Origin of the sequence: Brumicola blandensis, assembly GCF_031846165.1 — a bacterium.
Classification (GTDB): Bacteria; Pseudomonadota; Gammaproteobacteria; order Enterobacterales; family Alteromonadaceae; genus Glaciecola; species Glaciecola blandensis.
This window is the reverse complement of record NZ_JAVRIE010000001.1, coordinates 926,533-946,175: the sequence shown is the minus strand read 5'-3', so window position 1 is coordinate 946,175 and position 19,643 is coordinate 926,533. Positions and strand designations below refer to the sequence as shown.

At 39.5% G+C, this 19,643-nt stretch carries 31 protein-coding genes; 28 read left to right on the top strand and 3 right to left on the bottom strand.

The annotated features are described in order from the left end of the window. Nucleotides 1-26 precede the first annotated feature (26 nt). The gene (locus RM544_RS04155) at nucleotides 27-986 is read right to left on the bottom strand and encodes an integron integrase (protein ID WP_311360499.1); all 960 of its coding nucleotides are present in this window, start codon (nucleotides 984-986) and stop codon (nucleotides 27-29) included. A 343-nt stretch (nucleotides 987-1,329) separates the two neighbouring features. On the opposite strand from RM544_RS04155, the gene RM544_RS04150 reads away from it, so the two are divergent. The 28 genes from RM544_RS04150 (at nucleotide 1,330) to RM544_RS04015 (ending at nucleotide 15,614) form a co-directional block, all read left to right on the top strand. Beyond that, nucleotides 1,330-1,677: a type II toxin-antitoxin system RelE/ParE family toxin gene (locus tag RM544_RS04150; RefSeq protein WP_311360498.1), complete on the top strand. Its 348-nt coding sequence runs from the start codon at nucleotides 1,330-1,332 to the stop codon at nucleotides 1,675-1,677. After that, the gene (locus RM544_RS04145; RefSeq protein ID WP_008845992.1) at nucleotides 1,670-1,954 is read left to right on the top strand and encodes a helix-turn-helix domain-containing protein; all 285 of its coding nucleotides are present in this window, start codon (nucleotides 1,670-1,672) and stop codon (nucleotides 1,952-1,954) included. Before RM544_RS04150 ends, RM544_RS04145 begins: the two co-directional genes overlap by 8 nt. A 75-nt stretch (nucleotides 1,955-2,029) precedes the next feature. After that, the gene (locus RM544_RS04140; protein WP_311360497.1) at nucleotides 2,030-2,386 is read left to right on the top strand and encodes a hypothetical protein; all 357 of its coding nucleotides are present in this window, start codon (nucleotides 2,030-2,032) and stop codon (nucleotides 2,384-2,386) included. 295 nt (nucleotides 2,387-2,681) lie between these two features. Then, on the top strand, nucleotides 2,682-3,158 hold the full coding sequence (locus RM544_RS04135; protein WP_311360496.1) for a hypothetical protein: 477 nt from the start codon (nucleotides 2,682-2,684) through the stop codon (nucleotides 3,156-3,158). A gap of 153 nt (nucleotides 3,159-3,311) precedes the next feature. Next, nucleotides 3,312-3,644 (top strand): hypothetical protein, encoded by a 333-nt coding sequence (locus RM544_RS04130; RefSeq protein ID WP_311360495.1) that lies wholly within the window; start codon nucleotides 3,312-3,314, stop codon nucleotides 3,642-3,644. A gap of 207 nt (nucleotides 3,645-3,851) precedes the next feature. Further along, a complete protein-coding gene (locus tag RM544_RS04125) occupies nucleotides 3,852-4,415 on the top strand; it encodes a helix-turn-helix transcriptional regulator (protein ID WP_311360494.1) in 564 nt (187 codons plus the stop codon). 131 nt (nucleotides 4,416-4,546) lie between these two features. Continuing rightward, the gene (locus RM544_RS04120; RefSeq protein ID WP_311360493.1) at nucleotides 4,547-4,984 is read left to right on the top strand and encodes a hypothetical protein; all 438 of its coding nucleotides are present in this window, start codon (nucleotides 4,547-4,549) and stop codon (nucleotides 4,982-4,984) included. 18 nt (nucleotides 4,985-5,002) lie between these two features. Next, nucleotides 5,003-5,359 carry a hypothetical protein gene (locus RM544_RS04115; protein ID WP_311360492.1) on the top strand — a complete coding sequence of 119 codons (357 nt, stop codon included), beginning with the start codon at nucleotides 5,003-5,005 and terminating at the stop codon, nucleotides 5,357-5,359. 74 nt (nucleotides 5,360-5,433) lie between these two features. Next, nucleotides 5,434-5,793 carry a hypothetical protein gene (locus RM544_RS04110; protein ID WP_311360491.1) on the top strand — a complete coding sequence of 120 codons (360 nt, stop codon included), beginning with the start codon at nucleotides 5,434-5,436 and terminating at the stop codon, nucleotides 5,791-5,793. Between the two features lie 78 nt (nucleotides 5,794-5,871). Beyond that, a complete protein-coding gene (locus tag RM544_RS04105) occupies nucleotides 5,872-6,249 on the top strand; it encodes a hypothetical protein (protein ID WP_311360490.1) in 378 nt (125 codons plus the stop codon). An 85-nt stretch (nucleotides 6,250-6,334) separates the two neighbouring features. Further along, entirely contained in the window at nucleotides 6,335-6,733 is a 399-nt protein-coding gene (locus tag RM544_RS04100; protein ID WP_311360489.1) for a DUF7674 family protein, read from the top strand. A 185-nt stretch (nucleotides 6,734-6,918) separates the two neighbouring features. Continuing rightward, nucleotides 6,919-7,041: a hypothetical protein gene (locus tag RM544_RS04095; RefSeq protein WP_311360488.1), complete on the top strand. Its 123-nt coding sequence runs from the start codon at nucleotides 6,919-6,921 to the stop codon at nucleotides 7,039-7,041. A 10-nt stretch (nucleotides 7,042-7,051) separates the two neighbouring features. Continuing rightward, nucleotides 7,052-7,381 (top strand): SMI1/KNR4 family protein, encoded by a 330-nt coding sequence (locus RM544_RS04090; protein ID WP_311360487.1) that lies wholly within the window; start codon nucleotides 7,052-7,054, stop codon nucleotides 7,379-7,381. A 131-nt stretch (nucleotides 7,382-7,512) separates the two neighbouring features. Then, nucleotides 7,513-7,713, top strand: coding sequence for an addiction module protein (locus tag RM544_RS04085; protein WP_311360486.1), 201 nt, complete (start codon nucleotides 7,513-7,515; stop codon nucleotides 7,711-7,713). Next, complete coding sequence (locus RM544_RS04080) at nucleotides 7,713-8,009, top strand: type II toxin-antitoxin system RelE/ParE family toxin (RefSeq protein WP_311360485.1); 297 nt, start codon at nucleotides 7,713-7,715, stop codon at nucleotides 8,007-8,009. The genes RM544_RS04085 and RM544_RS04080 overlap by 1 nt, the downstream gene beginning before the upstream one ends. Nucleotides 8,010-8,081: 72 nt before the next feature. Further along, entirely contained in the window at nucleotides 8,082-8,435 is a 354-nt protein-coding gene (locus RM544_RS04075) for a hypothetical protein (RefSeq protein WP_311360484.1), read from the top strand. Between the two features lie 331 nt (nucleotides 8,436-8,766). Beyond that, nucleotides 8,767-9,156 carry a contact-dependent growth inhibition system immunity protein gene (locus RM544_RS04070; RefSeq protein WP_311360483.1) on the top strand — a complete coding sequence of 130 codons (390 nt, stop codon included), beginning with the start codon at nucleotides 8,767-8,769 and terminating at the stop codon, nucleotides 9,154-9,156. Nucleotides 9,157-9,243: 87 nt separating this feature from the next. After that, nucleotides 9,244-9,609, top strand: coding sequence for a hypothetical protein (locus RM544_RS04065; RefSeq protein WP_311360482.1), 366 nt, complete (start codon nucleotides 9,244-9,246; stop codon nucleotides 9,607-9,609). 29 nt (nucleotides 9,610-9,638) lie between these two features. Beyond that, complete coding sequence (locus RM544_RS04060; protein WP_311360481.1) at nucleotides 9,639-9,872, top strand: hypothetical protein; 234 nt, start codon at nucleotides 9,639-9,641, stop codon at nucleotides 9,870-9,872. 86 nt (nucleotides 9,873-9,958) lie between these two features. Next, on the top strand, nucleotides 9,959-10,804 hold the full coding sequence (locus tag RM544_RS04055; protein WP_311360480.1) for a S1 family peptidase: 846 nt from the start codon (nucleotides 9,959-9,961) through the stop codon (nucleotides 10,802-10,804). Between the two features lie 74 nt (nucleotides 10,805-10,878). Beyond that, nucleotides 10,879-11,838 (top strand): SIR2 family protein, encoded by a 960-nt coding sequence (locus tag RM544_RS04050; RefSeq protein ID WP_311360479.1) that lies wholly within the window; start codon nucleotides 10,879-10,881, stop codon nucleotides 11,836-11,838. Nucleotides 11,839-12,298: 460 nt separating this feature from the next. Then, nucleotides 12,299-12,814: a hypothetical protein gene (locus tag RM544_RS04045; protein WP_311360478.1), complete on the top strand. Its 516-nt coding sequence runs from the start codon at nucleotides 12,299-12,301 to the stop codon at nucleotides 12,812-12,814. A gap of 123 nt (nucleotides 12,815-12,937) precedes the next feature. Beyond that, complete coding sequence (locus RM544_RS04040; RefSeq protein ID WP_311360477.1) at nucleotides 12,938-13,354, top strand: hypothetical protein; 417 nt, start codon at nucleotides 12,938-12,940, stop codon at nucleotides 13,352-13,354. A 4-nt stretch (nucleotides 13,355-13,358) separates the two neighbouring features. Then, entirely contained in the window at nucleotides 13,359-13,748 is a 390-nt protein-coding gene (locus RM544_RS04035; RefSeq protein WP_311360476.1) for a hypothetical protein, read from the top strand. Nucleotides 13,749-13,845: 97 nt separating this feature from the next. After that, nucleotides 13,846-14,286, top strand: a complete 441-nt coding sequence (locus RM544_RS04030) for a hypothetical protein (RefSeq protein WP_311360475.1) — start codon at nucleotides 13,846-13,848, stop codon at nucleotides 14,284-14,286. Further along, nucleotides 14,273-14,902, top strand: coding sequence for a hypothetical protein (locus RM544_RS04025; RefSeq protein ID WP_311360474.1), 630 nt, complete (start codon nucleotides 14,273-14,275; stop codon nucleotides 14,900-14,902). Before RM544_RS04030 ends, RM544_RS04025 begins: the two co-directional genes overlap by 14 nt. A 128-nt stretch (nucleotides 14,903-15,030) precedes the next feature. Then, entirely contained in the window at nucleotides 15,031-15,342 is a 312-nt protein-coding gene (locus tag RM544_RS04020) for a cupin domain-containing protein (protein WP_311360473.1), read from the top strand. Between the two features lie 23 nt (nucleotides 15,343-15,365). Beyond that, entirely contained in the window at nucleotides 15,366-15,614 is a 249-nt protein-coding gene (locus RM544_RS04015; protein ID WP_311360472.1) for a DUF6868 family protein, read from the top strand. 134 nt (nucleotides 15,615-15,748) lie between these two features. Here the strand turns inward: RM544_RS04015 and RM544_RS04010 are convergent, their stop codons facing one another. Next, nucleotides 15,749-17,539, bottom strand: a complete 1,791-nt coding sequence (locus RM544_RS04010) for an SGNH/GDSL hydrolase family protein (protein ID WP_311360471.1) — start codon at nucleotides 17,537-17,539, stop codon at nucleotides 15,749-15,751. Between the two features lie 85 nt (nucleotides 17,540-17,624). Continuing rightward, nucleotides 17,625-19,535, bottom strand: a complete 1,911-nt coding sequence (locus RM544_RS04005) for an SGNH/GDSL hydrolase family protein (RefSeq protein WP_311360470.1) — start codon at nucleotides 19,533-19,535, stop codon at nucleotides 17,625-17,627. Nucleotides 19,536-19,643 lie beyond the last annotated feature (108 nt).

The following is a 19,643-nucleotide window of genomic DNA, read 5'->3' as shown; positions in this document are numbered from 1 at the left end:
CACATGCCAGCAAGCGTGTGCTTATTTTACATCTTAAGTCTATCGAATGGACTTGTGTCACTCGCGAATCGCTCGCCAATCACATGTGTGTACATCTCAGTCGTTCTTATATCACTGTGCCCCATTAATTCCTGCAAGGTTCTGATATCGGCGCCAGCTCTCAACATTTCAGTAGCAAAAGAGTGACGAAAGGTGTGCGCGCTGACTTTTTTATTCACTTTCGAGGCAATGACTGCTTTCCTTAATTGTTTGCTAAATGAAGTAGCGTGTAAATGATGTCGACATACATACCCATCGTAAGGGTGGATGCAACGAGTAGTTGATACAAAAACATATTGCCATTTGAGGTCTCGGAGTGATTGGCTGTACTTCTTATGCAGACTCGGTGGAAGCGATGTATCTCCATAATTCTCAGCCAAGTCTTTCTGATGTATCTTCTCAACTCTAGCTATTTGGGTTTTGAGAGGCTCAATTAAACTCTTAGGTAAAATTGATATTCTGTCTTTTTGACCTTTTCCCCTAAATATAAAAATACTGTTGTTATCAAAATCGATATCTTTCACTCGCAAACTTAATGCTTCATTTATTCTTAAACCAGCCCCATATAAAATCCCAGCTATTAATAAATGCACCCCTTTTAAGTGCCCTAAAACCTTAATTACTTCGTTTGTTGACATTACGCTGGGCAAGCTTTTAGGTTTTTTGCTATATCCAAAATCTAATTCTCCAAGGTCGATATTCAAGAACTTCTTATATAAAAAGACAAGGGCACATAACGCTTGGTTTTGTGTAGAGGCACTAACCTTTTCGATATTTGCCAAATGTGTTAAGTACATAGATATCTCTTTACTATCTAGTGATGAAGGGTGTTTATAACTATGAAACCGAATAAAACTTTTTATCCAATAAATATAAGCCTTTTCTGTTTTTAGACTATAGCGCTTAGTACGCATAAACTGCCTAACTTCACCAATAAACTTTGACACAAAAAACTCCATTTCTTTTGTTCCAAACCTAGACGCACTAACAGGTAAGATGTCTTCTATTGCTGTTTTGTTCTACTCAATAAACTGATTTTTCGAACAAAAATTAATAACCAAAAGAAATAAAAGGAAAACCTACTATTCTTCAAAGTATGGATAAAACCGCAGATACTTTTGAAAATTGATTAGACAAACTAAGCTCAAGCGTTGTATAACCGAGGATATTATATTTTAAGAAAGACATGATCTACGGACCTTTGGTACTTATCGTGGATTCTGTCTAATGAATTGTTAGCCATTCAATTCTCTCTTTGATTTAAGTAATCCATTGGATTATACTCTGTGGATGCAAAATACTATAGCCGAACTACCAGAGTTCATAAAACGTGCTGATTCTCTTTTAACTGAATCAGAGCGCAAGGATGTTATTGATTATTTATCGGAGCACCCCAAAGCGGGAACTCTAATGGAAGGTACTGGTGGTATTCGGAAATTGCGTTGGAGTAAAGGTAATAAGGGAAAGAGTGGTGGCGTTCGGGTAATTTACTACTATCATGATGAACGAATTCCACTTTATTTATTAACGATGTTTGGGAAGAATGAACAGGCTAATTTGACGAAAGCCGATAGAAACTCACTTTCGAAACTTGTCAAAATATTGGTAGTAAAAGCTTTGGAGAAATACAATGACTAGTGCATTTGAAAGTATTGCTCAAGGTCTAAAAGAAGCAATAGATCTTAACGATGGTAAAAAGGTAGCAGCTAGAATTCATAGAGCCCCAGAAGTTAATGTTGCTGAAATACGACAAAATCTTGGACTAACTCAAATGGAGTTTGCTTCTAAATTTTGTATTAGCGTTTCAACTCTGCGTCACTGGGAAAGGGGGGATCGCAATCCACATGGCCCAGCACTTGCTTTGCTCAATGTTGTTGCAAAAGAACCTCAAGCGGTCATGCGAGCACTTGGCTAACAAAAAGATGAAGACGGGTATCTGGCAAGAGCGGCCAGCTACCGCTTATCCAAGGTGTTATGTGTAAGGTCTTAAATGGTAATTTTTGAGTCTGAGCAAGATATGGTTCAGCATCTAGATATGCATGACAAGATTGTTTTTGAATGTATAAATGAGCAGCTAGATTTTTGGACATTTTGCAGTGACTATAATAATTTTTACGACTATTGCGCTCTAGATGGCCATGAGTCTGATGCTGAAGAGCTAGCTCTACTGAGCAAGTATAGAGATAGAATTTTGATTCATGAACAAATTCGAGACCAAATTTTGTATAAAGTATGCAAAGATATTGATGCCGACAAGCCTGACTATATTGCAAGTGGTAGGTTTGGTTCAATTGCTGCCTTAGAAAAGCTAAAACTGATAGGACGCCGCGTCATGCATAACAAATGACTATGGCGTAAGCTCTTTCTTTCAAGAGTCCCTCTCATCTGTTTTTAATGAGTTATTTTCAGGTTCTCGAGCATTCGTTGTTTGGTCCCCGCAGCTAACCATCAGTTGTAGTGTCAGCGTCAAACGAGTATTGTTTTACTTAAATTGTTATCGCAAGGAAACATGGAATGTTTTATCAAAACCACATCAAATCGAAACAACATAACAATCGCATAAACGCACTCCCTACGGTCGCTGGGACATCATTACGTGCGGTTGCACGAAATGCTGCCCGTTATGCGGGGTGTTAGAACCCATGGAAAACTCATTGGTAATTTCAGAAAACTACGAGCAAGGTAATAAAGCTATGGCCTGCGTTTTATTACTTTTCTATCATCTTTCTGAAGGAGGAGGCTTTATAGGAAGCGAAACGGTATACATTGACCGAGACTTGTTCAATGGTTTTGACTATATAAATGTATCTGTAGCAGACTCTAACGCCAACGAAATATCTGAAGAATTGCTCAGAACGGGTGCAATTATTTACTTACTATGTGATCTAAATGACATGGTCTGTGAGTTTCCTAACGAATTTCTTGATTCTTCTTTTACGAAGAAGGTTATTGATTTATTGGAGTTAAAAGGTTGCTTAATAATTCCAGAATTGAACTCAATAATAAAATTATTTAAAGCAGCAGAATCTGAGTTTGACTACAGAAAATACTATGCTGCTCTTGAAATAATTTATAGTAAATATGTTGTGGGTACATTCCATAAGTTATGTCATGCGTAAGGTTCTAACAAATCGATTAAGACGGATTTGTGGAAAAGTACCACAAACCGCTTATCGAAAGTGTTATGCAATAAGGAGCACTAATTGAGACTCTTTCTCGTAATATTTTTATCGCTTTTTGTTGTTTCTGGAGCATATTCGAAGGAATGTAATATGGATGAAGATCAAGCAAAAATCATACATGCGTTATTCTCACAACCAGAAAATATATACTCTCTATTATGGTGGGGCGACCCAGAAGACAATAAAATTAACGCCCGTAGTTTCATTATCAATGGCCATGATTCGATTCCAATTTTTGCTCATGAATCAGAGGCAAAGTCTCAAATTGCAGGTAGTGGCTTTGAAAAAGATTTGGTAAGTGTTAAACCTGCTTTATTGGCTGCTATCCTTCAGGGTATGGATTACGCAATTCTAAATCCAGGTGGGTCTAGGCCAATTCAATTTAAAACATGTGCTGTAGCTCAATACGCAGAGAATAACTAAGTGCATAACAAAGCGTTCAACTCGGACTCCGTAAAACTGTCACCTGTTTTGCAAAGACACGCAAAACAGCCGCCACTTTTACTCCACCGGTTAACGCGGCGTTAGCTGCTTGGCGTACTACTGACGTCGCACTGGCGTGTGTTTGTCGTAACAAAAATGAGGACTATTCCCTTACGATAGAGCTTTGTTAAACAAAGGAATAGTAATATGGAAATGAAAATAAACTCAAAATTAATCGTTAAACTCAGAAAAGAGAAGGGATGGAGTCAGCAGCATCTTTCCCTTGTTTCAGGTGTAAGTCTACGCACTATTCAGAGAGTAGAGAACGAAGGAAACACATCTATAGAAACGCTGAAATCTCTAGCATCAGCGTTTGAAACGGACTTTAACAGTCTAATTTTCAGATCCCCACAACCAAACAAGGTGCTTAAGAAAACAATAACCTCTTTTGCTCTACTTTTTAGTTTAGCCACGTGTGTTTTTCTTACATCAACAACCACTGCTTCACCAGGTATAGAAGTTCAAGCGGAAAAAATGATTGTCTCTCAGGATAAAAGAGATACCACGTTCTTAGGCGATGTGATTATGGTTATTCCCTCTACAGTTCCATTTGAGATTTCAACGATTGAAAATCACTCGAGCAAGGGCTATCAACTCAAAATCACTACGGATGGATCGTCATTTTTGATTTCGGATGCTCGAATTACGAGAGTAGAAACCGGGTTAGAGGTTAGAGCAGCAGAAGTGCAAGCAAGCAACGCGACAGAATAGTGATCGCAGCTAACAACCCAATCAACATACTCACTACGTTCGCTGGGACGCAAACATGCGGGGCGGCGTCGCCATTATGCCCCACATGCCTGCGCCCGTTATTGAAAAGTTAACTAGCCATGAAACGACGAATGTTGACCCTAATCTTTGCGGCTATTCCGGCCTCGATAACATTACCTATTATATTTGTAGGCTTGATGTTAGCTTTCGACCACCTTTCAAATGGCAATGCAATTGGTGGAGTTATTCTTATTTGTATATGTATTTTGGCAATTTTAGGTATTATTGGACTTTGGCTTGTTTCCATTCAAGTAAATTACAAGTCGAAACTCAACATGGTTCTGATTGGCAGCGGAACTACAATCGCTAGTCTTATTTTTTTTGGCGGCATGTTTGTCAACTTAGAATGGTATTTTCCGACAACTCTTGGAAAAGATACACTGGAACTCATTGGCTCTGTAATTGTTTTAGGATTTGGTATCTTCTATTCAATAAGTATCGGGAAGTGGCTAGTTAACAAATCAATGAAGACGGACGTGGCGGAAAAGCGCCGCCCCGCCGCTTATTGAAAGTGTTAGGTGTCAGCGTTGAGATTATTTCTTTCGATTTTACTTAGTTGGCTAGTGGCGACCGTAATTCATTCGGCTGCATTTAAGTGGGACGGAATAGAGTTTTTTGTTTCAGATGTTCTTGAGTTAATGCCCTTATTTCTCTTAACTGGTACTTTGATAGCTATATACTTTGTAGTGGTAGGTGGAACTGCTTTAATTGTAATGCGCAAGTTTAGGTTTTATCGAAGGCGTAATTTTGTTGTAGCTGGAATTTTATGTAGTCTTCCAATGCTATTTTCAGGCGAAATAGAATGGCAGATTGCGGCGATTTTGTCAGGCGTACTTTCTGGTACTTTAATAGCTTTCGTGGGGGTTCGCGCAAATGCCACCTAACAAGAAATTTGAAGCGGACACTGCCAAGAGCACGCAGCGCCGCTTAAATTGGTGTTATGTGTGAGGCGTGTGCATTGAATTCAATGGAAGGTATCGACTTGCAAGACTCGTTTGTTTTAGACTGGTCTGAGAGCAATTCAGAATTAGTGTTTCAAATTGAAGCTAGTGTTTGGCCAGGCTCTAAACACTATGTCGAGCCTAAGGAATCTGAACATACTTGCTATAAGAAAGCCTCAATTAGATTCTTTGATTTCGACTCAATATCTGGATTAAAATCTAAGTCAGAAGTTGTTCAGTCCAGTGATGCTTCAGGTGAACTTGACTATGGCAATATAGATTCGTTTTCTGCAACATCAAGGGGCTTCTTGCTTGATGGCGACTTTGGCAATGTTCTGGTTACCGGAGGCAAGGTTGTATTTACAGTTCACACATAACAAAACAATCAAGCGGATTTTGGCAAGAACGACCAAAACCGCTTATTGTAAGTGTTAGTTGCCATGTTGAGTTTAAATATGATTCCTAAATATTGGGTTGATTTTATAGCCGATAATTCACTCATTGGGAAATACTGTGAAATACCTGAGGAAATAGATTTATCCGAATTAGATGGCGGTGATTTAAGAATATTTAATAGAAATGAAATATTAGAGGAAGCCAACGAGTTTTATCCGGGCTTGGCAGTTATTAAAGAGGGTTTTATTCCTGTAGCTATTTGCCTGCAAGGTTCAGGTGATCCATATTTTATAAATGCAAATGACGGAAAAAGTGGCAGGTTGTATCGTATTTATCACGACGCTGAAATGGTTGATGATAATTCTTATAATTTGGATGACGCGGTAAATATAGTATTAAATGATTACAATGACTTACTTAAATATGTCTGCGCATAAGGCAACTAACAAAACGATGAAGACGGATTTGTCGCAAGACCAGCGCCAAACCGCTTATCGAAAGTGTTATGTGCCAAGGTAAGTTATGAGTAAAGTTTTATGCTTGGTTGAGGAGCTAGAATCTATGACTCCAGGCTTCATGAAAGTTTGGATTGAATGGTTAAAAGAAGATGAAGAATTTGGAGATGGTGAACAACCAAACGAGCATACTGTATTTTTGGAATACAACCACTTTATTGTTCAGAAGTTAGATGATTTGTCTTCCGAAAATAAAATAATACTGTTTGGTTATATTGAAAATGCTCTCAACTCTCACGATGATAATTTATCAGAGGCTGTGGCAACATGCTTTCTTGAGAGCTTGGTTCAAAAAAGTGGTCAATACAAACCAGAGAATTGTTTTCCATTTCTAGGCCCCAAGTCTAAAGCCCATTCAAGAGCTTGGGATGAATTTAATGGAATGAAAACTAAAGGCTTATGGTAATTGGCACATAGCAAGCGACTATGGCGCAAGCTCGTTCTTTCAAGAGTCACCCTCATCTGTTTTTAATGAGTTATTTTCGGGTTCGCGAGCATCAGTTGTTTGGTTCACGCTACTAACCATTAGTTGCTGTATCAACTTCAAACGAGTATTGTTTTACCCAAATGGTTATCGCAAGGAGACATGGAATGTTTTATCGAAACCGCACTAAACCGAAACAACATAACAATCGCATAAACGCCCTCCCTTCGGTCGCTGGGACACCATTACGTGCGGTTGCACGCAATGCTGCCCGTTATGCGGGGTGTTAGGGCCCTAGAATTGAATCGTACATTCGCAAAAGTATTCATAAGTGAAAAAGGTGTAGCATTCGGAATAATCCGTGAGGCTTCTCAGCCATTTCCTAGTGATCTTGCCGAGAGAAAGGTATTGGCAGAAGATGAATCAGGAAACTATTTCATTGAAGTAAATGGGGCGGTTCATTTCTGGGATCACGAAACTACAGAGTCAGAGTTTGTCGCTAGTTCATTAGACAAATTCATTTCTGGCTGTACAGAACCTGAAGCGGTTGAGCTGAAGCCAGATCAAGTTGAATCAGTTTGGATAGATCCTGAGTTTGCGAAGCAATTCGGTATCAAACCCAAGCCCTAACAAGGCGCTCAAGCAAGGACGCAGCAAAGCTGCGCCGCTTAGCTTAGCGTTATATGCTAAGTGGTACAGGTGTTTCACTGTGGAAATTGGTTTATACTTTGAATCGGTAATGTATTTAATTGGAGGAGCTAATGAAAATCGACTCTCTTACTACAAACGAAAAGGTTGTTTTGGCGCAGCAGCTTTGGGATTCAGTTGTGGCTAATGAGGACTCTTTGGAAGTTTCAGCGAATCAGAAAGCTGAGTTAGGCAGAAGAGTCTCAGAGTTTGAATCTGATGGAAATACTGGAAACCCATGGGCATCAGTTAAAACGAGGATTCTAAATAAATAATGTTTGAAAACGTAAGGATACGACCAGAGGCAGAATTGGACTTGCAGGATGCATATTCTTATTTCGAACAATGCAGAATTGGCTTAGGGGCTGATTTTATGGAATGTGTGCAAATTGCATTGGCAAAGATTTCCTCAGATTATCAGCATTATCCCTTAGTTTACAAATCTATTAGACGCATCTTAGTTCGGCGTTTTCCTTATGCTGTATTTTTTAAAAAAGTTAACGATATCATTATCGTGTTTGCTGTTCTGCATTGTGCGAGAAAGACAATGACTTGGCGTGCACGCACATAACAAAAACATAAACCGGATGCTGGCAAGAGCGGCCATCACCGGTTATGTAAAGTGTTATAAGTGCTGTAATTAATGATGCAGGAGCCCAAGAAACCAAAAAACTACATTAGAGATCAAGTGATTATAGTCCTACTTGCTGTGGCAGTGTTCTTTATAGTAATGAAAATCATATCTTCTCCTTACGCCATAGTTCCCGCAGCTCTATTGTTCTATCAAATCACGGATGGTATTTGGTTTAAAGAATACAATAGCAAGAAAAGTGAGTATCAAGAAAGACTAGATAGAGAAGCTGCTGCCGACCGGGAAAAGGCGAGAGTCAATAGTTTGTATTCTGAAAATAGCAAAGTTAATGAAAATATTGCCAAATATAAACAGTTGCAACAAGAGAAAAGAGCTAAAGCTAAATGGTGGCAGTTTTGGATTTAGGAGCGAATTACAATCTACCATTGTGAAAGCTCTTTCTTTCAAGAGTCACTCTCATCTTAATGTCAGAAACTAAATTTCGGGTTCGCGAGCGCATAATGTTTGTTCTCCGCTACCAACCATCAGTTGTAGTATCAGCTTCAAACGAGTATTGTTTTAGCTAAATGGTTAACGCAAGGAAACATGGAATGTTTTATCAAAATCGTAATAAACTCAAGCAATATAACAAACGCATCAACCTCGCTGCGCTCGCGCAGGACAGTTTTCTGGTTGGGACTATGCCCACCCAAAAAACTGCCCGTTATGCGGGGTGTTATACAGCAATGAGTAACATATGAAGTTAGACAAAACTATCGAGTCTTTAGATGGTATGAAAACAGAAAAACCGTCGTTTCATTCGGGTCTGGCGAATAGGTGTTTTGAGTTGCAGAAAACCCCATTAATTGACCTAAGTCCTGAGGATTTGAGATTATTAATTTCGCAAAAGATTGGGTTGCTACATACTGTTCCTCTAGCTCTTGAATTACTTGAGAACGACATATTGGCTTCAGGCGATATGTATACCGGCGATTTATTGTTTAGTGTCAGCAGCATAGATGAAGATTTTTGGAAGAGTAACCCACATTTAAATAATAGATTGCTCGAGATCGCTCAAGAAGCTGAAGAGGTAAGGAATACGCTTGATAAAGTCTTACCAAGCTTACTTGAAAGGATGTATTTATAATGCTGTATAACAAATCAATGAAGACAGATTTTGTGCAAAAGCGGGCACATAACGCTTATTGAAAGTGTTATGCGCCAAGGAGGGAATATGTCACTGACCAAAGTTTTTGCTGATGACAAATTAGTGAAAGATATTATGCAATGCTTAACCTATTACGCTTTTCTTGGTGCATTTTTTAGGTTTGGACTTCCTGCAATAAAAGGTGATTATCTTCAAATTAGCCTCTATCTAACGGCTTTAGTACCACTACTGTGTGTGGTCATAGCTTTTACACTAATCCACGTTGCTAGAAATATTGTCAAAAAATACTATCCTGAATATGGCGTCAAGGGTTTTGATAAGAACTACAAAAAGTTAGGTTTTTTTCATCCAGCAAACCTATTAATGGCCTTTGTAACAACAATATTCGTTCTGCCTGGCAGTTTAATCGCAGGGTTTGGACTTCCAAGCTGAGATTGGCACAAAATACCAAGGAGATTGTAGTGATAACGAAATTAAAGCTAGAGCAAGGTGAAGAACTCAAGCATGAGCGTTCCCGAACTAAAGGAACGATGGCTCAAACTGATATTGAGTGCTACTCAGTGATAAATAGTAAAGGTGAGGTTGTAGGCTCAGTAGTTTACGAAGACCATACTTCACTTAATGGTTTTAAGCGAACACAGCACGTCACTCAAAAAAGCAGTGATGGAAAAATTATTGTTCAAGAATCGTGGTAAAGGTCACATAACAAAATTTTAAAGACGGTCAATTAACAAGAGCGGTTAATCGCCGCTTAAAATGGTGTTATTCATAAGGATAAATAATGAGCCTCGGTTTAATGGAGCAACTTACTCACAGTACAGTGAGAATTGAAACTGACTTGCATGGCGGTGGTCTATCTACTGGCACAGGTTTTTACATGAATTTTCTTCAAAAACAAGATACTTGTATTCCTGTAATAGTCACCAATAAACATGTTGTTGCCAATGCAAAGATTGGTAGGTTTCACGTAACTTTAGCAACAGATGAAGGTCTGCCGGAGAGAGGTAAGCACCAACAATTTCAGTTTGCAAACTTTGAGCAACAATGCATAAAGCACCCAGACCCAAATGTAGATTTAGCGGCGTTTCTTATTGGACCATTGTTAAATAAGATTCAGCAGTCAGGTGGAAAGTTATTTTATATGCCGCTTAAAACTGAACTAATTCCCAAAGATGAGGAGCGTGAAACACTCTCCTCAATGGAAGATATAGTAATGATTGGGTATCCCAACGGAATATGGGATGCCAAGAATAACCTTCCGATAATAAGAAAAGGAATCACAGCTACCCACGCTAATGTACCGTGGAACGGTAAGCCTGAATTTCTCACTGATATTGCAAGCTTTCCTGGCTCTAGTGGTTCGCCTGTGTTTTTAGCAAATATTGGGGGCTACATGGACAACAAAGGTAACACCTATATGGGTAGCCATCGTATTCGTCTGTTAGGTATTCATTATGCCGGTGCCCTACATACTGCATCTGGTGCAATACAAATCGTTACTGCCCCAACTTCAAATGTCCCCGTGCCAATAACTCAAATTCCAAATAATATTGGCGTGGCAATAAACTCAAATGAAATTCTTGGTCTCGAAAGAGAAGTCGAGCGGATAATCGCAGCAAATGCATAACAAAACGTTGAAGCGGACAAAAATAAAGAGCAATTTTCGCCTCTAAACGTGGTGTTATAGCTACGGAGGGATATGTGGCACGTTCAATCTTAATTACAGGTAATGGCATTGGCCTTGCGCTTGATCCTGATTTCTTTTCTTTACAAAATGGACTTGAAAGCGTCTGGAACAATACGGAACATTTAAGCAATGAGCACAAAGATTTAATTCTTAGTGCGATAGAAGGAACCACTGATGAATTACCTCCAAGTTCAGAAGACCAATTAGATAAACTACAAGTGGCAATTGTTGCAACTGAGTTTTTGAGTAATTTTGAAGTTAGCGGTGCTTCATGGATTTCTGAACCTGCGAAAGAATTACCTTCTACATTTAGAAAATATATCCATGAGGTTGCTCTACATTATCAACGTTCTGGGCAGAGTTTACCTAAAACATTTGTTGAACCATTATCTGAATTTGTTAAAAATACAAAAACTCATGTTGTCACATTAAATTATGATAATTTGCTATATGATGCATTTATTACTGAGAAAATCCTCAATGGTTACAACGGAGCATTAATTGATGGTTTTTGGAGTTCAGGTTTTGATGAAGAGCACTTAGACAGACACAATGTAAATAGGCATGGTTGGTATATGCATTTACATGGTTCACCGTTATTTGTTGAAAATAGTAAAGTTATGTATGCCGGCAGAGACTTCTTAGATCCAGAAGATAAATGCCATATAGTTTTAACTCATGTCGAACATAAGCCATTAATTATAGGATCATCCCATATCTTGAGTGCGTACTGGCGTAGGCTTGAAAAAGCATTTGAAGAATCATCTCAAATTATTTTGTTTGGTTACTCGGGTTACGATGAACATTTAAATAATAGAATAAAACTAAGAAAAGATGAAAAAGAACTTTTAATTGTTGAGTGGGAAGGTGCTGGCTCCGAGCATGAAAGAAAAAGGTTTTGGGAAACTAAAACAGGATTCAATCGTTTCGAGTTAGTTAGGTTGGAAAACATTTTAGAGTTTACAGGTTGGTAGCTATAACAATGCGCTGAACGGGACAAAAACGCAATGCCATGCTTCGCATTTTATGGCATCACGTTTTAGCCCGTTAGCTTAGTGTTATATGCTTAGTTCAACAACAAGGAAGTTATGAAAAAATATTTGAAAGAGCACTGGATATTTTTACTTTTATGCGTCGTGTTTCCTATTTTTTCGATATCACAGGGGCAAGATAGCTTACGGAAAATACTTCTTTATCTATTTGTGTACTTGTTCGTGTTTCCAGTTTGTCATTACATATTTATTAAAAAATTAGGATTTAATAAAACTGGGCCAATACCAATATACCAATCACCAATATTCTGGGTTGGTATTCCTGTTTTAATGGTGCTTTTTTATGTGTTTGTGTAAGGCAAATAACAAATTCATGAAGACGGATTTTGTGGAAAAGAGCCACAAAACAACTTATGCAAAGCGTTAGGTTACCAGCGGAAACATGCGTAGATTTTCAGTTTTAAATAAGAATGCTCAGATAGAACTGCGAGACAGTTTTCCTGATTTAGACAAGTTAGTCGCTGTTGAAGACACCTCAAAGTATACCTATCTCGCCGTTTCAGTATTCGATAGGTGGTTAGGCCATGAAGACTCATTAAAGTTACTTTCAGACGTCTCAGAAGATGAGCAACAAATACGAGATTCAAGGTTTATAAAATTCGCTGAAAAGCTAATACATAATACTGAGATTTTGAATTTTACTTTTAAGGGACGTAGGATTAAAGCTTTACCATCATTTCGGAAATTTACTTCTCACAACGCTAAAGTAAATTATTTGATGTGCACACCACATAACGTGGACAGTTCACATTTTTACATGGTCGTATTACCGGAACTAGAGGCTGTATACTTAGAAAGCTGGGACGATACAAATATTTTTTATCTTCGCAATCCAGCGAAAGCAGCTCAAATAGAAACATGGGCTAATGAGTGCGGGTTGTTCTGTTTAACAAGGTAACCTAACAAGAGATTGAACAGAGATGCCCAGTTCATGTCATGCCGCTTGCATTCGCAACCGACACGCCATAATCTGATCACTCGCTAATCAGGTGTTATATGCCACTGTAAATGGTAACTCTAAATGGTTGAAAAAACACAATTGAAAACAAGGAAAATCTTGGAGGCTCTCGACTCTCATGGCGAGAAAGGTTGCGGTGTCATTTCACTGTCGTTAGATACTGGGTTTAGTCAACAGGCACTCAGAGGCTTCTTTCGCAAACACAAAGAGTATTGCGTTCCAATCGCAGTTGAAAGCAAATACAAACTAAATCGACTTACTGTAGAAAACGGTTCTGTAGAACAAATAATTGATTCAATTGAGCAGCGCCAAGCTGAGGAAAAAGTTAGCGCTAGAGTTTCAAATGCATTCTTTTGGGGTCTAATGTTAGGATTAATTGTTCCGCACTTGGGATCGGCATATAACAAAAAAATTCAAGCTGACGTTGCCAAGATCAGCCAAACCGCTTATCAAAAGCGTTACACGTCTATGGAGAGATAAAGATATGAATAAGCTTTTACCTATTGCCATCGCAATATTAGGTGGGTTATCAATTGCTTTTTTTGGCGTTCATCTAACTGGTTATACGGCAGCCTTTGCAATGCCAAAGTCTTTTAATACAGTCCTATCCATGCTGCTCTGGGATATATTTGTAGTTCAACTTCTAGGGTTTGGATTGCTGGCTGCAGCTTTTGCTTTCTTGTATTCACGGCTATGTACCGGATCCTTCCTTAATAGTGTCATTGTTGTTTTTGGCGCTTGCCAAGTGTCGTTAATGTACCCATTCACTTACTCAATATATTGGGTTAATTTTTTCGTGATCCTCTGTGCATTGATAGTAGGCTATTTAACTGCGAAGGTAACGTATAACAATACGCTTGAGAACGCATACTAATGTGGGCTGGGACGCAAACGTGGCGCGGTTTCGCCATTTTCGCACCACGTCCGCGCCCCTTAGCTTATTGTTAAATACTAAAAGGAAAAATCGAACAATGAGGTTCTTATTAGCAATATTCTTACTCTTATTATCCGCACGGGCCAATGCATGTTCCTGTGGTGAGCTTCCACTCATCGACAAACTAGAAAATTCAAAGAATATTCTAGTTGGCACCGTTGTGAGTCTAAGGGATCTTGCAGTCATCGATGAAAGTGTTCGTCCCTATGATGCTGGCGTAGAAATAACCGTTAGAGTAGAGCAATTGTTGAAAGGTGAAAATCAAGAAAGCATTACTTTATATTCTTCATATGGGGGAGGCGACTGCGGCTTGGGCTCCTCATTTGTTATCAGGCAAAGGGTACTATTCTTTTTAAGCTCCGATAAGGTGTTTATGTGTCAGGGACACGTTACGGAAAACTACTTTTACAGCGATGAATTTGACGATTTTAGTAGTCTGATAGAGGAAGCCAAAAGGTTGATTGATGCTGGCATATAATAAAACGCTCACCGTCATGCAAAAAATAATTGCTTGGATTATGTGCATCACTCTTCTCACAATGTCGAGCCTTTGTCATGCTGATCTTTCAGAGTTAAAAAGTCTTGAAACTAAAAATCTTCTCTCTAAACAAGAAAAATATAATACGACAAGTGGAAACACCCTTACCCTAAAGGTGATAGATAAAATCGATAATTTTGAATCTATTACATGTACCGTCAATATTGAGGAATCATTCTTCGAGGAATATGGACCGTTCATAAGCATAATGCTTGGAGATTCATCTGCCGAAGGTGAGGCTCTACAATTTGGCATGGTTGAAAGTGAAGATTCGCAATGGATTTTTCGTTATGAAGTCTTAAAAGCAAGTCAAAATGAAGGTTTATTTAAAAGGCCAGTGGTAGCGATGTCCATACCAAAGAAAAACGGCTCTATACAACTTACATTAACCAAGTTTCTGAATTTAGTTTATTACAGAGTTTATGTAGAAGATTACGTTTACTCTGAAGGGTATATACCCTATGACGCAAGAGCTTTACCAACAGGATTTTTAACTCTGAGCTCTTCATCTGGGACGTATATGTGTGAGGTATATCGGCCGGAATCCACCCAATAAAAATACATCAGTGTTCAGCCTAAATCTTCGTACAAGGCCGCGCAAAATACCGGTTTGAATTACAGCTTTTTCATAAATAAATTGTAAGTGTTATACGCCCTGAAATATCGCATTAAAAAGGAGTTACAATGGAAGTCATTAGAAGTAAAGAGTTCACCGCAAGCAAGGCATGGGGTGCTAAGGATATCGCCAGTATGAACGGTATTACTACTCGTTTGCATTGGACAGACAAACCGTACAAGTGGCATGTAAACGATGGCGAAGAAGTTTTTGCAGTTATGGATGGTGTTGTCGAAATGCTCTATAAAGAAAATAACGAGATTAAGTCTGCTATTCTAAACACTGGAGATATATTTTTTGCTTCAATAGGTACTGAGCATGTTGCTCACCCTCAAGGCCAAGCGAGAATTTTGGTAGTAGAACGAGCTGGCAGCGTATAACAAATATCACGGAGATATAATTAATGATTAGCGCAAATGAACTGACTACATTTTTCGGTTGGTGTACTGTAATCAATATTGGTATTTATTTGTTCTCAGCGTTTTTTATTATCGTATTTAAACGTTTTACCATTAATCTTCACAGTAAAATCGTCGGCGTTGAAGCGTCTGATTTACCCAACATGTATTTTGCGTTTTTGGGTAACTATAAAATAGCGATACTACTCTTAAATTTATCACCATATATTGCTTTAAAAGTAATGGGTTCGTGAAAACTTAGCTTACCAAACATATTGGACATTCCTGATGAATATCAATACATGGATCAAGAGCTAATTGAGGAGGTGGAGGCGAAAGTCAGTGTAATCGTCAAACCTCTGTAAACCGCAATAGGCTATTTCAGTGCCTAATCTTTTTGTAATATCGACTCTAAGGTGCTGATATTTGAATCAATCGTATTACCAATGGCGCCTGCAAGTTTGGCCCGCTGATAATAATGCAGAGATTCATTGTAGCGACCTTGTTGAAACTTCACTTCAGCAATTTGTAGATTGTACAGACCCTGATGGGGCAATGCATCCGCCAGAATTTGCAGGGTTTTGTTACGCTGCTTTGTGTTTTCTTCAAGCGTATATCGCTTCAAGCTCGTTTCCATCATGTCTAGCCAGGTGATTTTTTTTGCGTAAAAATCCTGGCCTAACTGTTGTTGCCAGTCTGTAGGTTTGGGCAAACGAGGCTTACGCGGATTATCCGTAAAAGGATAGTCAGACGTTAAACCCAGTATAGTGGCGTAACCAAAATACTCTTCTTGAGGTAAAATTAAACGTTCGGCCCATGCCTGTTCAATAGATACAGGCGAGAAAGGAGAGTTATCACCTTGCGTTTGCCAGAACTCAGCGAAACTATTATAAAAGCTGTTTGCCACCACAAAATAGCCCCTTAGGTTAGGGTGCAGATGCTCAAGCATAAGATTATTGCCGATGATCCTGTCAGGGCTGCGTATCTCCAGCTCTTTTTGAGTCTCAACTACAATGGCATCAAACTTCTGTGCTTGTTCACGAATAATATGGTTAATTGCTTCAGGGGCTCTAAAGCGCAATAAGTCATGTTCCTTTGCTAGGTCGAAATGCGTTTTCGCAATAGACGACTCACCTAACGCAAGGGCAAGCTGAGCGAGTTTGAAATGTAGGGTTGCAGAGGACGACTGCTGAAGCGTCAGAGATACTTTCTTAAGTGAGCTGATATTTTGTGCTTTCGATTGTTGTTCTAGGCTAGCGAATAGTTTTTGAGCGCTTGCTTGATATTCTGGTTCGAGCTCAGCACTTACGAAAGGTTTTTGGTCCTTAATGTTGCTGGCAATGGTCGAAATAAACACGGGTATACCAGCTCGTTGATATTTTTGTAGTAGGGCAGATATGTTTTTTTCAAACTGTTCCAAACCAGCGTCATAGAGGTCGGAACCCTTCTCGATGTTTTTATGTTTTGCGACTTTGGCCATAAACGTGCGAGCACTGCCTTGTGTCTGTTGCCCCGGTTTTTCGTTTGATGGTGCTTCAGTATCGGGTGCAATAAGCGCAACGGAGAGTTTTTGCATTAGCTGAAACAAGCTCAGTTCTTTCAGTTTCAAAAACCATGTTGTGCTGAGTCCTGCGCCAAATGCGGTATAGTTTGATCCGACACCAAGTATCCCTAAGTATTCATTATGACCGGCGTAAATCATGATAGCGTCTGGTTTCTGTTCAATGATTTCATCTGCAATATCAATCAGAGTATAGGAGTTAACTGCTGACATGGCGGTGTTGAGCACTTCGACGTGTCGACCAGGTAAACTTGGCTTAAGGCGTTGATCGAGAATGCCAGCAATGCTCGCACCTAAACCGTATGGAAAGCCAGCCGCGGTGCTGCCACCTTGCACAACAATGCGATAGCCATTTGCGGGTTTCTCTTTCAAGATGAAATTAGCTTCCATGGTTACAGAGGGCTGCTCGGTGCCTTCCGGAAAGTATCTCTGGAGAATGTTTGGTTGCGGTAAAATATAATTTGGGTTGGCTGGGTTTTCGATAAATAAAGGGGTGCTTGTGCCGAAACCAATAAGGCGCAAGCCAAACTCTAAAATAAGAAAAAATAAAACCGGAATGAGTAATGCGATGGCATAGAATGCTGTTTTATTCTTTTGATTGTTGTTTCGTTTAGTCATCGCGTTTAGTTATTCTCTCAATATACGTAGTTAATTGTTTCACTTAAGCGTCAGTTCAGCGCACTAGTTTAGTCGGTTTTGTGCGCTAGGGCGGCGAAATACGTTGACGAATAGCCAATGCTTTCTGATTCATTGGCTGCATGACTAGTAATGCATCTAAAACCTCTATGGCTCCATTTACATCGCCTGATTTAAATAAGGTCTCACCCAAGCTTAAGTAGTAATTACCTTGTTCTTCCAATCCGAGCGTTGGCATATATTGAATCGCTTTGCGAGCATAGTATTCAGCGAGGCCCAATTGATTGACACGCAGGTAAAGTAAGCTTGCAATACGCGCTATGTCGCCTCTCTCAGGTAAGGCATCAAACATTAAACCTGCCACTGTTGCTGCCTCGAGCCACGATTCTTGCTCCTGGTACAAACTTAATAGGGCTTGCTGCGCGCTCAGCCAATCCATACCGGCAATTCGTTTTAAGGCAAGTTCTTCAATGGCATCTTTCGCGGAGGGCAGGCGCACAGTTTGTTTTGTTGCTGTAAATGGATAATCTGATTTTAAGACTGCTATTTTATACTCGGCGAGCATAATATCGCTGCGTAGCATGCTTTGTGTCTGCCATAAGTCGTCAGTTTCAATTGCGCTTTTTGGTGAAGGTAAGAACTGCCCATCCACAATGCCTTCGAGATAACTTAAGGCAAGTATAAAGTAGCCACGTGTATTGGGGTGTAGGTGTTCGAGCATATGTTCTTCGCCAATAATGCCTGTCTCAGTATCGTTGCGCAGCTTCTCGTCGGCGTTTATAAAGGTGACCAGCTGATGACTGGCGGCAATCTCGGCAATGATGTCGTTGAATTCGCTAGGGGCTCTAAAGCGCAATAAATCGTAATCTCGTGCTTTTTTATAGTAAGTCAGCGCATCCGACATTTGATTGGTTTTCTCATAAGCTTGGGCGATTGCGAAGGCTAAATCTGCTGATTGTTCTCCGTTTTCAATAAGCGATACACCTTGTTGGATAATACGTTGAGAGGAGCGCGGCTTGTCTGGTGAAATAAGAGAATTAGCCGAGGTGCTGTTCATAGATTCGAAGGGAGCTTGGTTTCGTTCATTCGACGCGATACTTGATAGCAATACTGGAATGTCGGCTTGACTAAACAGTTTGACGATTGTGCTAAGGTTCTCTTTGAACTGCGTCTTACCGGCTGCATATAGCTCTGAATCAAGTGGGATATTTTTTTCTTTAGCCACAGATGCCATCACGGTTCGTGAACTGTCGTTGTGGTTAAAGGGCTCAGTTTGCGGTTTCAGCCAGTAATATAAACCTTGTACCAACTGAAATAAACGAAGCTCTTTTAATTTTAAAAAGAATAGGTTAGTTGCTCTACTGTTGCTTTGAGAATATACAGAGCCCACGCCCATGACACCTAAGTACTCATTGTGTCCCGCGTAAATAAGGACCAAATCAGGCTGAATGTCGATAACTTCTTGTGTGAAATCTAACAAAGCATAAGTATTGATACTGGCCATAGCCACAGAGAGGACTTCAATATTCTTATCAGGATAAACCGACTTTAGCTGTTGTTTGAGTAATCCAGCCGGAGATCCAAAACGGCCATATGGAAAGCCTGCTGCACTGGACCCTCCCATCAACACAATGCGATATGTTCCTATCTGTTTTTCTTGTTTAAATAGGAAGGTATCGGGTTCTACAGGGGGAGCAAATTCGGGTAAATGAAAGAAACGTTTAATCACCTCAGGGTTAGGCTGTAAATAGCTACCCGATAAGGTACTTTGCGCCTTAAGTGGACTAGATGCTTCAATGAACAAGGGATACTGGTGACCAAATCCACTCACTCTTAGCACCAGTTCAAATAAAGCTAAGAACGCAAAGGGAAGCAGAATGGCAATGAGATAAAAAACCGCACGTGACTTTGTTTGATCACGTTGTCCATTTTTTTGCTGTGACTGCTTAGTAGGTTCGGCGCTCAAATTATCATCCATTCTTATTTTACTACCTTGATAGTTTATCGTAAAAATCGACAAAAAAGCATGTTAATACAATGTTGCATACGTATGCGTAGTGTAAATTGAGCATTATCACGCCTTTTT